The 17018-nt window shown below is 63.4% G+C and carries 13 protein-coding genes; 12 read left to right on the forward strand and 1 reads right to left on the reverse strand.

What is annotated here, in order from left to right; translation table 11 throughout:
• The 4 genes from doeB (at position 1) to LB556_RS16760 (ending at position 5942) form a co-directional block, all read left to right on the forward strand.
• Positions 1–1002, forward strand: a complete 1002-nt coding sequence (gene doeB, locus LB556_RS16745) for a N(2)-acetyl-L-2,4-diaminobutanoate deacetylase DoeB (RefSeq protein ID WP_224568839.1) — start codon at positions 1–3, stop codon at positions 1000–1002.
• A gap of 281 nt (positions 1003–1283) precedes the next feature.
• A complete protein-coding gene (locus LB556_RS16750) occupies positions 1284–2426 on the forward strand; it encodes an acyltransferase family protein (protein WP_224568840.1) in 1143 nt (380 codons plus the stop codon).
• Between the two features lie 157 nt (positions 2427–2583).
• Positions 2584–3372, forward strand: a complete 789-nt coding sequence (locus tag LB556_RS16755; protein WP_224568841.1) for a DeoR/GlpR family DNA-binding transcription regulator — start codon at positions 2584–2586, stop codon at positions 3370–3372.
• A 92-nt stretch (positions 3373–3464) separates the two neighbouring features.
• Complete coding sequence (locus LB556_RS16760; protein ID WP_224568842.1) at positions 3465–5942, forward strand: FAD-dependent oxidoreductase; 2478 nt, start codon at positions 3465–3467, stop codon at positions 5940–5942.
• A 5-nt stretch (positions 5943–5947) separates the two neighbouring features.
• Here the strand turns inward: LB556_RS16760 and LB556_RS16765 are convergent, their stop codons facing one another.
• Positions 5948–6817 (reverse strand): LysR substrate-binding domain-containing protein, encoded by an 870-nt coding sequence (locus tag LB556_RS16765; protein WP_224568843.1) that lies wholly within the window; start codon positions 6815–6817, stop codon positions 5948–5950.
• A gap of 263 nt (positions 6818–7080) precedes the next feature.
• Here LB556_RS16765 and LB556_RS16770 point away from each other — a divergent pair, with 263 nt between their 5' ends.
• The 8 genes from LB556_RS16770 to LB556_RS16805 all read left to right on the forward strand — a co-directional run bounded on the left by LB556_RS16770 (position 7081) and on the right by LB556_RS16805 (position 17017).
• Positions 7081–8280, forward strand: a complete 1200-nt coding sequence (locus LB556_RS16770; RefSeq protein ID WP_224568844.1) for a 2-aminoethylphosphonate--pyruvate transaminase — start codon at positions 7081–7083, stop codon at positions 8278–8280.
• Positions 8281–8303: 23 nt separating this feature from the next.
• Entirely contained in the window at positions 8304–9560 is a 1257-nt protein-coding gene (phnA, locus tag LB556_RS16775; RefSeq protein ID WP_224568845.1) for a phosphonoacetate hydrolase, read from the forward strand.
• Between the two features lie 236 nt (positions 9561–9796).
• Positions 9797–11254, forward strand: coding sequence for a phosphonoacetaldehyde dehydrogenase (gene phnY, locus LB556_RS16780; RefSeq protein ID WP_224568846.1), 1458 nt, complete (start codon positions 9797–9799; stop codon positions 11252–11254).
• A 73-nt stretch (positions 11255–11327) separates the two neighbouring features.
• Entirely contained in the window at positions 11328–12686 is a 1359-nt protein-coding gene (locus tag LB556_RS16785) for an aspartate aminotransferase family protein (RefSeq protein WP_411908596.1), read from the forward strand.
• A gap of 2 nt (positions 12687–12688) precedes the next feature.
• Positions 12689–13699 carry a 2-hydroxyacid dehydrogenase gene (locus LB556_RS16790; protein ID WP_224568848.1) on the forward strand — a complete coding sequence of 337 codons (1011 nt, stop codon included), beginning with the start codon at positions 12689–12691 and terminating at the stop codon, positions 13697–13699.
• A 255-nt stretch (positions 13700–13954) separates the two neighbouring features.
• Positions 13955–14986 carry a 2-aminoethylphosphonate ABC transporter substrate-binding protein gene (locus tag LB556_RS16795; RefSeq protein ID WP_224568849.1) on the forward strand — a complete coding sequence of 344 codons (1032 nt, stop codon included), beginning with the start codon at positions 13955–13957 and terminating at the stop codon, positions 14984–14986.
• Between the two features lie 32 nt (positions 14987–15018).
• Entirely contained in the window at positions 15019–16164 is a 1146-nt protein-coding gene (locus LB556_RS16800; protein ID WP_224568850.1) for an ABC transporter ATP-binding protein, read from the forward strand.
• Positions 16157–17017, forward strand: a complete 861-nt coding sequence (locus LB556_RS16805; protein ID WP_224568851.1) for a 2-aminoethylphosphonate ABC transporter permease subunit — start codon at positions 16157–16159, stop codon at positions 17015–17017. The genes LB556_RS16800 and LB556_RS16805 overlap by 8 nt, the downstream gene beginning before the upstream one ends.
• Position 17018: the final 1 nt, after the last annotated feature.

Consider the following 17018-nt stretch of genomic DNA (forward strand, 5'->3'; position numbering starts at 1 on the left):
ATGTCCAGTCTTCGCCCGTCGCCGGTCGCGCCGACCGTCGACTTCGACCGGGACGGCGTCCAGCATGGTTTCCTGCGCTTGCCCCATAGCCGCGACGACTCGGCCTGGGGTTCGGTGATGATCCCGATCTGCGTCATCCGCAACGGCAGGGGGCCGGCGGCGCTGCTGACCGGCGGAAATCATGGCGACGAGTACGAAGGGCCGCTGGCGCTCTACGAACTTGCCCGCACGCTCGATCCCCGCCAGGTCAGCGGCACGGTGATCATTGTGCCGGCGATGAACTATCCGGCTTTTCGAGCCGGCACGCGCACCTCGCCGATCGACAAGGGCAATATGAACCGCAGCTTTCCGGGCCGGCCCGACGGCACGGTGACGCAGAAGATCGCCGACTATTTCCAACGCGAGTTGCTTCCCCGCGCGGATGTAGTCTTCGACTTCCATTCCGGTGGCAAAACCCTGGATTTCGTGCCGTTCTGCGCCGCCCACACCTTGCCCGACAAGGCACAGGAGCAGAAAGCCTTTGCCGCCGTGGCGGCATTCGCGGCACCGTTCTCGATGCGCATGACCGAGATCGATGCGGTCGGCATGTATGACACCGCGGCCGAAGAGATGGGCAAGGTGTTCGTCACCACGGAGCTCGGCGGCGGCGGCACATCGCGAGCCGAGACGGTGCGGATCGCCCGGCGCGGCATCCTCAACGTGCTGCGCCACGCCGGCATCGTCGCCGGGGCGGTCGAGACGGGCAGGACCCAGTGGCTGGACATGCCGTCGGGGGACTGCTTCTGCTTCGCCGAAGACGACGGCATGATCGAAACCATGGTCGATCTCGGCGAGCCCGTCGAGGAAGGCGCCGTGTTGGCCCGCATCCATTCCACCGGCCGCACCGGCGCTGCTCCGCGCGAAATCCGGGCGAAAATGTCGGGCATGCTGGCCGCGCGGCATTTTCCAGGCTTGGTCAAGGCCGGTGACTGCGCCGCGGTGATCGCCGTGAAGGTCGATTGAGCAAAGCAGTTTGTACACAGGCAGGAAAGAGACGTCGATGCTCCACTCATCGCGTGAAGCCGCTCGTCTCCCTTTCCCCTGATGGTTGCGCTCGGAACGCTATCCGGTCGCCGGTCATGCCGGAAGTAAATTTTTGCAATGAACAAAGGTCTAAATTAACGAGAAGCCGGGCAAATTGGGAGAAGTAGGCGAGTTATCCTCGCTGCGGTGCCGTTGCTGATGCTGCGACGGACCAAGCAGCGCGGCAACCGTCGTCAAAGGGGCGGGCGGTTGGTCTGATCATGAAGTCTTCGACTGGAGAACATTATCCGGCGCTCGACCATGTTCGCGGCCTTGCGGCATTCCTGGTCTTTACCTGGCATTTCCTTCACCAGTCTCCCGATGGTCCCGTACCCTATGGCTTCGTACCGGCTCTGCCTGTCTTCAGCTTTCTGGACGAAGGACACACCGGCGTTTCGCTGTTCATGGCGCTCTCGGGCTATCTCTTTGCCAAGCTGCTTGACGGAAGACAGGTCAACTATTTGCCGTTCTTTGCCAACCGGGCGCTGAGGTTGCTGCCACTTCTGCTCGCCGTGATCGTCATCGAGGCCTGTCGCAGGCATCTCGCTGGCCAACCCCTGGACGAGTATTTCACCGACGTCGGCAAGGGCATCATCTTTCCCACCCTTCCGAACGGGGGCTGGTCCATAACCGTCGAAGCGCATTTCTACCTTCTGCTTCCATTCCTGCTGATGGCGACCAGGCGATTTCCGTTCGCCCCTCTGCTGTTCATCGCGGCAACCATTTTGCTGAGATATGCACCCTATACGCACCTCGGCGAGGTGCAGTTGGCGGCATCGACAACCATCATTGGCCATGCCGACCAGTTTGTGGCTGGCATTCTTGCTTTTCATCTCCGTGCTCATGCGATGGATCGGCACTGGCTGGCGCTCGCCGTTCTCATCGCATTTTCAAGCTTCTTTTGGTGGTTCGATGCCGCTGGCGGATTTTACCAACTTGGCGGTTATCCGTCGCCCCATTGGATATGGATCATATTGCCGACCCTGGAGGCGGCGGCCTACGCATTCGGCATCGCCTATTACGACACCAGCTTTTCAAGAAAGCGGACAAGCCTGCCGTTCAAGATCCTGGAGAAAGCGGGAGCTTACAGTTATTCGATCTATCTCCTGCACCTGTTCTTCGTCATGCAATTGGCGGCATTCATCGACGTAAACATCATGAATATCAGCAATTTCTACGTCGCTTGCCTTTGGTCCGCCTTTTGCTTTCTGGCGACAATCCCGATCGGTTACCTCAGTTATACCTGTATCGAAGCACCTTTTTTGCGCATGCGCATGCGATATGCGGTGCCGCGGATTGCTGATCTGAACCCGGCCCAGGGACCGGCTGGCCACGTCGGCAGCGGAGCACCTACCCCCCTCTAGGGAAGCGGCACGCTGGTCACTGGGATAGAGGGCGGCGGCCTGTCGCGAAATTCCAAGCCCAAGGGGTAGGGCCGCCCGCGATCAACTGTGGTGCTGTTGCCAGCGGGCCGGTTCGCTGCCACATATTGCAACATCAGTGCTCGACACGAGGATCGCCATGTCTCCCGTCAGCCACCTGCCGGCGCGCGCCCTTGCTCCGCGCCGCCATGACGAGATCCTGCGGCGGCTAGGCGCCCAGGGTTCCGTCAGCGTCGCCGAACTGGCCGGGTTCTTCGAAGTCTCGCGCGAAACCATCCGCCGCGACCTGAAGCTGCTTTCGGACCAGGGCAGGCTCGGCATCGTGCATGGTGGGGCTGCCCGCTTCGAGCCGAGCGAACCGGCGATGAGCCTGCGCAGCCAGGAAAATGCCGGTGGCAAGGCGGCGATCGGCAGGGCCGCCGCCGGTCTGGTCAGGGATGGCATGGTGGTCTTTCTCGACTCCGGCACCACCACTTTGGCCATCGCGCATGCCATCACGGATCTGCGCGATCTGACGATTTGCACGGCCAGCCTGAAGATAGCGCTGCACCTTTGCCATGTCCCCGGCATGCGCGTGCACATGCTGGGCGGCGAAGTCGACCCGAGCGAAGAGGCGGCTTCCGGCATAGATACGCTCGATGCGATGGCCCGCTTTCGCGTCGACATCGCCTTCCTCGGTGGCGGCGCCCTGTCGCCGGATGGCGAAGTGACCGATTTCACGCGGGCCGGCGCCGAGCAGCGTGGCCGGATGATCGGGCTCGCCGGCAAGGCCTATTTCGTCCTCGACCGCAGCAAGTTCGGCAAGCTGACGCCGCTCAGGATTCCGAACTTCGAACGGGCCGCCGGTGTGATCGTCGACGCTGATCCCGAACCAGCGCTCGTCGAAGCGCTTTCGCAAAAGGGGCCTGAACTCATCGTCGCAGCTTGATGTGATATTTTGTGATATTTTGTGACTTTTTGAGTTGATGTTTGGCGTTGCTGTGCTAGTGTGCCGGCCATTCCTTGAATGGCGGAACGCTGATGGCACATGAATTTCCCACCCAGGCACGCGTGGTCATTATCGGCGGCGGCATTATCGGCTGTTCGGTGGCCTATCATCTGACCAAACTGGGCTGGAGCGATGTGGTGCTGCTCGAACAGGGGCAGCTCAGCGGCGGCACCACCTGGCATGCCGCCGGTCTTGTCGGTCAGTTGCGTAGCCATTCCAACATGACCAGCCTGATCCGGTATTCCACGCAGCTTTACAGCGAACTGGAGGCCGAGACCGGTCTTGCCACCGGCTGGAAGAATTGTGGTTCGCTGTCCCTAGCGCGTACGGCGGACCGCATGACGGTGTTGAAACGCACGGCCGCGTCGGCGCGCGCCCAAGGGGTCGAGATCGAGGTCATCTCGCCCCGAGAAGCCGCGGAGCTGTGGCCGGTCATGGCTGTCGACGACCTCGCCGGCGCCGTCTGGCTGCCCGGAGACGGCAAGGCCAATCCCTCCGATCTCACGCAATCGCTTGCCAAGGGCGCGCGCAATGGCGGCGCCAAAATCTTCGAGCGGGTCAAGGTGTCAGGCATCAGCGTCGGGAACGGCGTCGCGCGCGGTGTCGAGACCGACCATGGCGACATTGCCGCCGAGATCGTCGTCAACTGCGCCGGCCAATGGGCGCGCAAGGTCGGGCTGATGTGCGGCGTGTCGGTGCCGTTGCATTCGGCCGAGCACATGTACATCGTCACCGGCCGGATCGAGGGCGTGCATCCGGACCTGCCCGTCATGCGCGACCCTGACGGCTTCATCTATTTCAAGGAAGAGGTCGGTGGCCTGGTCATGGGCGGCTTCGAGCCGCATGCCAAGCCTTGGGGCATGGACGGCATCCCCGAAAATTTCGAATTCGCGCTGCTGCCGGACGACTGGGACCAGTTCGAGATCCTGATGGAAAACGCGCTTGTTCGCGTGCCGCGGTTGGCGCAGGCCGAGGTCAAGAAATTCTACAATGGTCCAGAAAGCTTCACGCCCGACAACAATTTCCTCCTCGGCGAGGCGCCCGAACTGAAGAATTTCTATGTCGGCGCCGGCCTCAACTCGATGGGCATTGCCAGCGCCGGCGGCACCGGCAGGGCGCTGGCCGAATGGATCGTCAACGGCGCGCCGACCATGGATTTGTGGCCGGTCGACATCAGGCGCTTCGCCTCGTTCAACAACAATCCGCGCTGGCTGCATGACCGCGTCAAGGAGACGCTCGGCCTGCACTATGCCATGCCATGGCCGAACCGCGAGTTGGATACTGCTCGGCCCTTCCGGCGATCACCGCTTTACGACCGGCTTGCCGCCAAAGGAGCCTGCTTCGGCTCCAAAATGGGCTGGGAGCGCGCCAACTGGTTTGCCGGTCCAGAAGAGAAGGCCGAAAACGCCTATGCCTTCGACCGCCAGAACTGGCACGAAGCGGTGCGGCGCGAGATGAAGGCGACGCGTGAGGCTGTGGCGATCTTCGACCAGACCTCCTTCGCCAAGCTTCTTGTCCAGGGCCGCGATGCCTGTGCGGCGTTGAACCGGATCTGCGCCGGCGAAATCGATGTGCCGGTGGGCACGTCGGTCTACACGGGCGTGCTCAATGCGCGCGGCGGTTACGAGAGCGATCTCACGGTGATGCGGCTCGGCGCGGAAAAATTCCTCATCGTCACCGGCTCCGCCCAGGCAGTCCACGATGCCGACTGGATCGTCAAGAATATTCCGGCCGATGCACATGCCATCCTGACCGACGTCACCTCATCCTATGCCGTGCTGGCTGTGATGGGGCCGCGCTCGCGCGATCTGCTCGGCAAGCTGTCCTCGGCGGACTTTTCCAACAGCGGCTTTCCCTTCGCCGCCATTCGCGAAATCGACATCGGCTATGCCACAGCCTATGCCAACCGCATGACCTATGTCGGTGAGCTCGGCTGGGAACTGATCGTGCCGACCGAATTCGCTGTTGGAGTCTATGAGGCGCTGCATGATGCCGGCCGCGAATTCGGCTTGGCCGACGCCGGCTACTACGCGCTCGATGCCTTGCGCATCGAAAAGGGCTTTCGCGCCTGGGGCCGCGAACTGACGCCTGACATCAACCCCTGGCAGGCGGGGCTTGGCTTTGCCGTCGCGATGGACAAGCCAGGCGGTTTCATCGGGCATGATGCGCTCGCCGCTGCGAAATCCTCGTCGGCACTGACCAAGCGCATCGTGCTGTTCACAACAGACGACGCCGAGCCGATGCTGTGGGGCGGCGAGCTGATCCTGCGCGACGGCAAACCGGTCGGCGAGGTCCGCTCAGCCGCGTACGGCCATACGCTCGGGCGCTCGGTCGCGCTCGGGCTGATCGAGCATGAAACGGGCGTCGACACCTCATTCCTGCGTGACGGCCGTTTCGAGATCGAACTCGCTGGAATACGCCATGCGGCTACCCCGCATCTGCGCACCCCTTACGACCCGAAGTCCGAGCGGGTCAAAGCGGATGCGGTTGAAGTGAGAGAGGCGGCGTAGAACACTTAATCCGCCGACATCGAGCGCGCCATGTCGAGAAAGGCGCGCACCAGCTTGCCGCCGCTGCGTTCGCGCAGGCAGATCAACGCCTCGTCCATCAAGGTCTCGGGCGCGTCGATGGTGATCGGGACGAGCCGCGAATCCTGGCCGAATTCCGCCGCCGAGACAAAGCCGATGCCGGCCCCCGAGGCGACGATCTCGCGCACGGCCTCGCGGCCCTCGGCCTCGATCGCCGGCCGCAATTCGACCTTCGCGACGGCGGCGAGTTCTTCGAGCTTGTGGCGCGTCTTCGAGCCACGCTCGCGCATGACCAGCGATTCCTGCGCGAGCTGCTTGAGGGTCAGCGATTTCTTTCCCGACAGTGGATGATCGATGGAGGTGAAGGCGATGATCGGCGTCGAGTTCAGTTTCAGCACTTCGAAATCGCGTCCGGCCGGCACTTCGCCCAGCACACCGATGTCGGCGTCGTAGCTGTAGAGGCTGCTGATCACCGTTTCGGTGTTGCCGGAGCGCACCGAAACCTGCACGCCGGGATAGCGGGCCCGGAAGCTGCCGAGGATGTGAAGCAGATGGTGCGCTGCGTCGGCGACGATGCGCAGCGTACCGGAACGCAGAGCCCGTGACTCCGTCAAGAGCTCCAGCGCCTGTTGCTCGGTATCGAACATGCGGTGGGTTATTTCGAGCAGCTTCTGGCCCGAATGGGTCAGCGTGACCTGCTTCTTGTTCCGGTTGAACAACAGCACGTCGTACTCTTCCTCGAGCTTGCGCACCTGGTCCGATATCGCCGGCTGGGTCAGGAACAGTGCTTCGGCCGCACGCGAGAAGCCGCCTGAGATCGCCACCTGATGAAAAGCTCGCAGCTGAACGTAGCGCATTTTATGTGCCTTTCGGGTCGCGAAGTCGACGGCACCTTATCATAAGCCTTGCTAGTCAAAAGACCGGAATGAACGATTCCTCTGATGCTTGGGGATGAACCACCTACGTTCACAGCCGTGTCATGACCGACATGCAGCCTGTCCTATGGGCTTAGCACTATCGCCATAATCGATACATCGATACAAAATAACGATTTTACAAATATATCGTCCGGACCAACAATGGCGCCACATCAAAAAGCAGAGACCTGTCGGAGGACACCATGCTCGCCGAGACGAAATTTGCCGCGGAGCCGCTGGCCAGGCCGGCGCTGGGTGAGCCCTATCTTTTGACTCCCGGGCCGCTCACCACCGCCTATTCGGTCAAGCAGGCGATGCTGCGCGACTGGGGATCCTGGGACGGCGACTTCCGCGACATGACATCAGACATGCGCCGCCGCCTGCTGGCGCTGACCGGCGACGCGAAAGGCGAGTTCGACTGTGTGCCGATGCAAGGCAGCGGCTCCTTCTGTGTCGAGGCGATGCTGGGCTCGTTCGTGCCGAAGGACGGCAAGGTCCTAGTGCTGGCCAACGGCGCCTACGGCCTGCGTGCCGCACAGACCATGCAATACCTTGGCCGCGCCTATACGCTGATCGACAAGGGTGACTACCTGCCGCCGCGCGGCGACGAGGTGGCGGCCGCTCTAGAGGCCGATCCCGCGATCACGCATGTCATCGCCATTCACTGCGAGACCAGCTCCGGCATTTTGAACCCGGTCGCCGAGATCGCCGACGCCGTCCATGCCAAGGGCCGCAAGCTGCTCGTCGATTCCATGAGTGCGTTCGGCGCCGTTGCGCTCGACGTCAACGAGATCCGTTACGAGGCAATGGTCTCGTCGGCCAACAAATGCATCGAGGGCGTGCCGGGTTTCGGCTTCATCATTGCGCGCAAGAGCGAGCTTGAAGCCGCCAAGGGCCGCAGCCACTCGCTGTCGCTCGACGTCCATGCGCAATGGGCGCACATGAACAAGACCGGCCAGTGGCGCTACACGCCGCCGACACACGTCGTCGCCGCCTTTCTGGAGGCGCTGCGCCAGCACGAAGCCGAAGGCGGCGTCGCCGGTCGCGGCGCCCGCTACAGCAGGAATCGCGACGTCATGGTGGCCGGCATGCGCGAACTCGGCTTCGAAACCCTGCTCAGGGATCGCTGGCTGTCGCCGATCATCGTCACCTTCTTCAACCCGGCCCATGCCAACTTCGCTTTCGACCGCTTCTATGAACTGATGAAAGAGAAGGGCTTCATCATCTATCCAGGCAAGCTCACTGTCGTGGACAGTTTCCGCGTCGGCTGCATCGGCCAGATGGATGAACATGTCATGCGCCGCGTCGTCGAGGCGGCGGCGCAATCGCTGAAGGAAATGGGCGTCGACACCGCCGCTCCACCCGCCGCAGCAATCGCCGAGCGCGCCAAACTCGCCGCCTGAAGCGGCAGATTTCGAGGATTTCCATGAACCAGATGTCTCCCGTCAACGTCGCCGTCAACGGCCGCACCTACGCCTGGCCACGCGTGCCGGCGATCGCCATCTGCCTCGACGGCTGTGAGCCGGCCTATCTGGACGAGGCTATTCAGGCCGGGCTGATGCCGGCCCTGGTCAGGATCAAGCAGAAGGGCACGGTGCGCATGGCGCACTCGGTCATCCCGAGCTTCACCAATCCCAACAATCTGTCGATCGCCACCGGCCGGCCGCCGTCGGTGCACGGCATCTGCGGCAACTATCTCTACGAGCGTGAGACCGGCAAGGAAGTGATGATGAACGACCCGCGCTTCCTGCGCGCGCCGACCATCTTTCAGGCCTTCTACGACGCCGGTGCCAAGGTCGCCGTGGTGACCGCCAAGGACAAGCTGCGTGCGCTGCTCGGCAAGGCGCTTGCCTTCGACGAGGGTCGCGCGCTGTGCTTTTCGGCGGAAAAATCGGACACCACGACGGTCGCCGAGCACGGCATCGACAATGCCTCGAAGCACTTTGGGCTTCCAGTGCCGGAAGTCTATTCGGCGGAACTGTCGGAATTCGTCTTCGCCGCTGGCGTCCAGCTGCTCAGGGAATTCCATCCTGACATCATGTACCTGACGACCACCGACTATGTGCAGCATAAATATGCGCCCGGCGTGCCCCAGGCCAACGCCTTCTACGAAATGTTCGACAAGTACCTGACAGAGCTCGACGCGCTGGGTGCCGCGATCGTCGTCACCGCCGACCATGGCATGAAGCCCAAGCACAAGCCGGACGGGTCGCCCGACGTCGTCTACGTCCAGGACCTGCTCGACGAATGGCTGGGCAAGGACGCCGCCCGCGTCATCCTGCCGATCACCGACCCCTATGTGGTGCATCACGGCGCGCTGGGTTCCTTCGCCACCGCCTATCTGCCTGACGGCGCCGACCAGGCCGGCATCATGGCGCGGCTGGCCGCGACCGACGGCATCATGCTGGTCGTCGACAGCCCGACGGCGTGCGAGCGCTTCGAACTGCCGGCCGACCGCATCGGCGACATCGTGCTGATCTCGACCGAGAACAAGACGATCGGCACCAGCGAACACCGCCACGATCTCGCGGCCCTCAACGAACCGCTGCGCTCGCATGGCGGACTGACCGAGCAGGAAGTGCCGTTCATCGTCAACCGCGTGCTGCCGGATCTGCCCAACGAGCCCGTGCTGAGGAACTTCGACGCATTTTACTACGCCACCATGGCGGCCGCGCTGGCATAGGCTGAGCCAATGTCGACCCCCACTCCGCCTCGCTTTGCTCGGCACCTCTCCCCCGATCGACGGGGGAGAGGAAAGGCGCCAAGCCGATCCCGCAGCGTGTTGGTTGGGAAACAATGGGGCGCTGACGTTGCCGAACTTCCTCTCCCCCGTCGATCGGGGGAGAGGTGGCCCGGAGGGCCGGAGTGGGGGTCGACCCTGTGCCCCAACGGACCCAAGAAGCTGCTGGAGCAGAGCCCATGACCAAACTTGACCCTGCCATCAAAGTTCGCCACGAGCCGATGCGCATTGCCGGCAAGAAAGTCGATGCCGACAGCATAGTCGAGGTGCGTTACCCCTGGAACGACACCGTCATCGGAACCGTTCCCGCCGGCCGCGCCGAGCATGCGCGAAAAGCCTTCGAGATTGCCGCCGGCTACAAATCGAAGCTGACCCGCTACGAGCGTCAGCAGATCCTGTTTCGCACCGCCGAAGCCCTGGCGTCGCGCCGGGAGGAGATATCCGATCTGATCACGCTCGAGCTCGGCATCTCCAAGACGGACTCGCTCTACGAAGTCGGCCGCGCCTATGACGTGTTCACGCTGTCGGCGCAGATGTGCATCCAGGACGATGGCCAGATATTCTCGTGCGATCTCACCCCCCACGGCAAGGCGCGCAAGATCTTCACCACGCGCGAGCCGCTGAAGGCGATATCGGCGATCACGCCGTTCAACCACCCGCTCAACATGGTCTCGCACAAGGTGGCCCCGGCGATCGCCACCAACAATTGCGTTGTGGTGAAGCCGACCGAGTTGACGCCTATGACGGCACTGCTGCTCGCCGACATCCTTTACGAAGCCGGCCTGCCGCCGGAAATGCTCTCGGTGGTGACCGGCTGGCCGGCCGATATCGGCAACGAGATGATCACCAACGACAACATCGATCTCATCACCTTCACCGGCGGCGTGCCGGTCGGCAAGATGATCGCGCGCACCGCCGGCTACAAGCGTCAGGTGCTGGAGCTCGGCGGTAACGATCCGCTGATCATTCTCAACGATCTCTCCGACGAGGATCTGGCCAAGGCCGCCGATCTCGCCCTGGCGGGTGCGACCAAAAACTCCGGCCAGCGCTGTACCGCGGTCAAGCGAATCCTGGTCCAGGAGAGCGTCGCCGATCGCTTCGTGCCGTTGGTGCTGGAGCGGGCGAAGAAAATCCGCTTCGGCGACCCGATGGACCGCGCGACCGATCTCGGCACCGTTGTGCACGAGAAGGCGGCGGCGCTGTTCGAAACCCGCGTCCACATGGCCGCCGAGCAGGGCGCCGAGATTCTCTACAATCCCGGCCGCCAGGGCGCGCTGCTGCCGCCGATCGTTGTCGATCGTGTGCCGCACACATCCGAACTGGTGATGGAAGAGACCTTCGGGCCGATCATCCCCATCGTGCGCGCGCCCGACGATGACGAGGCGCTGATCGCGTTGTCCAACTCGACCGCCTTCGGACTGTCGTCGGGCGTCTGCACCAACTCGTTTCCCCGCATGCAGAAATACATCGCCGGCCTGCAGGTCGGCACGGTCAACATCTGGGAAGTGCCGGGCTACCGCATCGAGATGTCGCCCTTCGGCGGTATCAAGGATTCGGGCAATGGCTACAAGGAAGGCGTCATCGAGGCGATGAAGAGCTACACCAATGTGAAGACGTTTTCGCTGCCCTGGTCCTGACCGGATCACACTGGCTGGCAGGACAAATCGAGGGGGCGTTTCGCGCTCCCTCATTCGCGTTTCGGAGACAATGATGGCCGCGATAACCGAGCTTGTGCATACCGAGGGCGATTCCAACACCACGGCGGCCCGCGGCCGCTGGGATGCCGGCCAGGACGATCCCCGCATCCGCGGCCTGCTCGATCGCGACGCGGCCGCCTTCATGCACCAGAGCCTGTCCAGCCCCTGCCTTTCGACGATCGCCAAGGCCGAGGGCATCTGGATCGAGGACACCGCCGGTCGCCGTTTCATGGACTTCCACGGCAACAGCGTGCATCACCTCGGCTACGGCCACCCAAAACTGGTGGCGGCGATCAAGAAGCAGCTCGACGACCTCTGCTTCGCGCCGCGCCGCTTCACCTGCGAGCCTGCCGTCGAACTGGCGGAGAGACTGGCGGCCCTCGCGCCAGGCGATCTCGGCAAGGTGCTGTTCACCACCGGCGGCTCCGATGCCATCGAGGTCGCGCTGAAGATCGCGCGCGCCGCCACCGGCCGTTTCAAGACCGTGTCGTTCTGGGATGCTTTCCACGGTGCCGGCTTCGGCGCGGCCAGCGTCGGCGGCGAGGCGACGTTCCGCTCGCATATCGCAGGCCCGATGATGACCGGCACCGAGCACGTCGCTCCCTGGGACGGCTATCGCTGCCCTTACGGTCACCATTCCCTGGAGGCATCGGGGCTCGCCTGTGTCAACATGATCGCCTATGTGCTCGGCCGCGAACAGGACGTGGCGGCGGTCGTCGCCGAGCCGATGCGGGCGACGCCCAATCCACCGCCGCCCGGTTTCTGGAAGCGGGTGCGCGAGGCCTGCGACCGCTATGGCACGCTGCTGATCTTCGACGAGATCCCGACCGGCCTCGGCAAGACCGGCAAATTCTTTGCCCATGAGCATGACGGCGTCACGCCCGACATCGTCGTCCTCGGCAAATCGCTCGGCGGCGGCATCTTGCCGATCGCCGCCGTCATCGCGCGCCGCGACCTCGACGTCACGGGCGGCTTTGCCATCGGCCATTACACCCACGAGAAGAACCCGGTAACGACGCGCGCCGCGCTGACGACGATCGACATCATTTTGGAAGAGGGATTGGTCGAACGGTCGGCCGAACTCGGTCGGCATATGCTGGGGCGCATGCAGGATCTGATGGCGCGCTCGCCCCATGTCGGCGACGTCAGGGGCAGGGGGCTGATGGTCGGTGTCGAACTCGTCGAGGATCGCGCCACGCGTCAACCCGCGCGCGATCTTGCCGAGCGTGTCTTCTATGCCTGTCTCGAGCAAGGCCTGAGCTTCAAGATCAGCCAAGGCAACGTGCTGACGCTCTCGCCGCCGCTGGTCATTTCGAAGGCCGATCTCGATCGCGCGCTCGACATCGTCGAAGCCGCGGTGCTGGCGGCCTGACCATGAAGGCCGTCCGTACCGACCGGGAACTCGAATGTCCGGGTATTGACGCCGGCTTGCGGGCGAGGGGCGTCGACCTGGTGACGCTTCCGGACGGCATCCCCGAAGCCGATCTCGCCGATGCGGTCGCCGACGCGGATCTTCTGCTCATGTGCTACACGCCGATCACGGCGCGGGTGATCGACGCGGCGCCGAGGCTGAAGGGGATCGTCAAATATGGCGTCGGCATCGATGCCATCGACATCCCCGCCGCGATGCGACGCGGCATTCCCGTGGTCAACGTGCCCGACTATGCCGAAGAGACCGTCGCCGAAGGTGCCTTCGCTTTGATGATCGCGCTCGCCAAGCGGCTGCCGGCGATCACACGGGCAATGTCGCGCGATGGCTGGATCTGGCCCGAGCAAACCTGGCTGGGGCGCGATATAGCAGGGGCCACGCTTGGGCTCGTCGGTTGCGGCAAGATCGGCCGCAGCATGGCCCGCATGGCAGGCCAGGGATTTCGCGCGCGCGTCCTTGGCTTTGACCCCGGTGTGGATGCCGCGGCGATGCACGCCTCCGGCATCGAGAAAGCCGGCGACCTCCATGCCATGTTGCGTGCCTGTGATTTCGTTTCCATCCATTGCGTGTTGAACGACAGGACACGCGGGCTGATCGGCGAGGCGGAGCTCGCTTGCCTCAAGCCTTCCGCGATCATCGTCAATGTCTCACGCGGCGCGCTGATAGATGAGGCTGCGCTCGTCGCGGCGATCGTGGCCGGGCGCATCGGTGGCGCCGGGCTCGATGTCTATTCGGTGGAGCCGCTGGCAAAGTCGGGCCATCCGATGAGCGAGCTGTTCGGTCGCGACAATGTGATCCTTCTTCCGCATCTCACTTTCTTCACGCGTGAGGCGATGCACCGGCTTGAGGACGATACGCTCGCGCGCTGTTTCGAGATACTCGAGGGCCGCCCGGTGACCATCCGCTCGCATGATCCGCGATTGCGGGCACAGACGGCAGGCATTGCGTTCCGCTGATAACCAATATTCTTCAAGCGGATAGCCGGCCTGCGTTCTGCCACGGCCGCGTCCACGACATGGATGCGACAGTTCCATGACAAATATCAGAGGAAGTTTGGCTCTCATAAAATAAATAGATTTTACTTATCGATCGCCGATCCCCAGAGTTGTCACAACGACGACATCCAACCGGCTCAACGTCCGTCAGAGATCCAAGGCCGGTTGGTCCTAGTGCATCGCAGAATGTGCCTTCAATCAAAAGGGGAACTCGTTATGAAATCGCGAACTGCAACCATTGCCATGACTTTTGCCGCATCGCTGCTGGCCTCGTCGGCTCTTATCGGACCGGCGCTCGCCGACGGCGTCGTCACCATATATTCCGCCGATGGCCTCCATGACGGCAACGGCAGCTGGTACGAGACCGAATTCGCCGCCTTCACCAAGGCCACGGGCATCACCGTTCAGTATATCGAGGCAGGCTCGGGCGGCGTCGTCGAGCGCGTCGCGAAGGAGAAGTCGAACCCGCAGGCCGACGTGCTGGTGACCTTGCCGCCTTTCATCCAGCGCGCCGCCGCGGACGGCCTGCTGCAGGACTACAAGCCGGAGGCCGCGTCCCAGATTGACGGCGGCACCGACAAGTACCGGCCGCTGGTCAACAACTACATGAACTTCATCTACAATAGCCAGGTGCTGTCGGAAGCACCTAAGACCTACGACGACCTGCTCGATCCGAAGTTCAAGGGCAAGATCCAGTATTCGACGCCCGGCCAGGCCGGCGACGGCACTGCCGTGATGCTGCAGATCATTCATGCTTTCGGCGGCGAGGATGCGGGCTTCGCCTTCATGAAGAAGCTGCAGGACAACAATGTCGGCCCGTCCGCCTCGACCGGCAAGCTGACCGCTCTGGTCAACAAGGGTGAACTGCATGTCGCCAATGGCGATCTGCAGATGAACATGTCGCAGATGGCCGACAACCCGAACATCAAGGTGTTCTGGCCGGCGGGACCCGACGGCACCCGCTCCACCTTCGCGCTGCCTTATGAAATCGGTCTGGTCACCGGTGCGCCCAATGGCGACAATGGCAAGAAGCTGATCGACTTCCTGCTGTCCAAGGAAGCCCAGTCGACCGTAAGCTCGATTGCCATCGGTATGCCCGCCCGCAAGGACGTGACGCCGTCCGACGCCAATTTCGCCAAGTTGCAGGCGGCGATGAAGGGCCTGACCATCTGGTCGCCGAACTGGGACGACGCGCTGGCCAAGCTTCCCGCCTACGTCAAGAAGTGGAACGAAGCGACCGGAAGTTGATCCCCAAGGGACAGGATCCGGAGGACAACGCCATGTCGGCCGTCACCTTCACGGGTAACAGTGTCATGGATATCGACGCCGCGAAGGTTCGCGGCGCCGGTTCCAACGTCTACTTCGACAAGGTCAGCGTCGCGTATGGCACGCATGTCGTCCTGCACCCGCTGACGCTCGATATCGCTCCTGGCGAAATCCTGGCGATGATCGGCCCCTCAGGTTCGGGCAAGACCACCGCCTTGCGGGCGGTGGCCGGTTTCGTGCGGCCGGCGAGCGGCCGCATCCGCATCGGTGCCACCGACGTCACCGACCTGCCGCCTTACGAGCGCGGTCTCGGCATGGTGGTGCAGAACTACGCGTTGTTCCCGCATATGAGGGTCGAGGACAACGTCGCCTTTGGCCTGCGGGCACAAGGCGCCGACAAGCCGCTGATCGGCGAACGGGTGAAAGATGCGCTCGCCACCGTCGGCATGGCGACGTTTGCCCGGCGGTATCCTCGCGAGCTTTCGGGCGGCCAGCAGCAGCGCGTCGCGATTGCGCGGGCGCTTGCCGTGCGGCCCCGCGTGCTCCTGCTCGACGAGCCGCTTTCGGCGCTCGACGCGCAGATCCGCCGCAACATGGTCGAGGAGATCGCCCGGCTGCATCGCAGCCTGCCGGGCCTGACCATCCTCTATGTCACCCATGACCAGACCGAAGCACTGACGCTTGCCGACAAGATCGCCATCATGCGCGACGGCAGGGTCTGTTCTCACGGACCGACGACGGAACTCTACCGCCGTCCGCCAAACCGCTTCACCGCCGAGTTCCTCGGCCGCGCCAATCTTCTGCCGGTGACGGTCGTCGAGGGGGCCGGGCCGAAGGGCTTCGCCACGGCTAGGCATGGCGACGTCGTGCTTACCGGGGCCGGCCGCGACGAGAGGGCCGGCGACAAGAGCCTGCTCTGCATCAGGCCGCAGCATCTGAGCCTGACAGCGGACAGCGAGCACACCAACCGCATCGTCGGCACGCTCAGGGAAGTGCACTGGCAGGGTGAACTCACGCATCTGGTGCTCGATGTCGGCGGCACGCCGGTGCGCGTCTCGGCAACGAAACTGCCCACGGCGTTGCCGGAACCCGGCGCCAGGGTGCCGCTGTTCTTCGCGCCGACCGACACCTCGCTTCTTCCGGAAGACGCCGGTGTCTGAAGCGCTTGCCATTGGTGCGCCGACAGTCAGGAAGCGAGAGCCGGGCCGACTGTGGATCGTGCCGCCGGCGGCCCTGCTGGCGCTGCTGTTCTTCTATCCGCTGGCGCTGATCGCTCGGCAAGCCTTCCTTGACGACAGCGGCGTCGCCAATGTCGCCGAGATCATCCGCGTCCTCAATTCGCGTTTCTTCCTCAACGCGCTGGTCAACACGGTGACGATCTCGGTCGCGGCAACCGCCGGATGCCTGATCGTCGGCCTCGTGCTGGCGCTGATCCTTGCCTTCGTGCCGTTCCCCGGCAGCGGTTTCATCGCCAGGCTGATCGACACTTTCATCGCCCTGCCGACCTTCCTGGTGACGCTGGCTTTCACCTTCCTCTACGGTTCCGCCGGCATGCTCAACTCCGGACTGATGGAGGCCTTTTCGCTGCCGCTGCCGCCTGTCGATTTCCTCTATTCGACCTGGGGCGTGGTTCTGGCCGAGGTTACCGTCTACACGCCCTTCATCCTGCGGCCGCTGCTCGCCGCCTTTTCGCTGGTCGATCGGGGCCAGATCGAAACCGCAAGCGTGCTTGGCGCCCGGCCGTTCCGCATCGTCCGCCAGGTCATCCTGCCTGCCGCCGTTCCCGCGATGATCGCCGGCGGGAGCCTGTGCCTGCTGCTCACCGTCAACGAATTCGGCATCGTGCTGTTCATCGGCGCCAAGGGCGTCATCACGCTGCCGCTGCTGATCTACGGCAAGGCGATCCAGGAATCGGCCTATCAGGTCGCCTGCATCATCGCGGTGGTCAACATCGCGCTCTCGCTCGGTCTGTTCGGTCTGTACCGGTTCGCCGCCGGCCGGTTGGGAGCCTAGC

The organism is Mesorhizobium sp. ES1-4, from assembly GCF_020164745.1.
Lineage (GTDB): Bacteria > Pseudomonadota > Alphaproteobacteria > Rhizobiales > Rhizobiaceae > Mesorhizobium.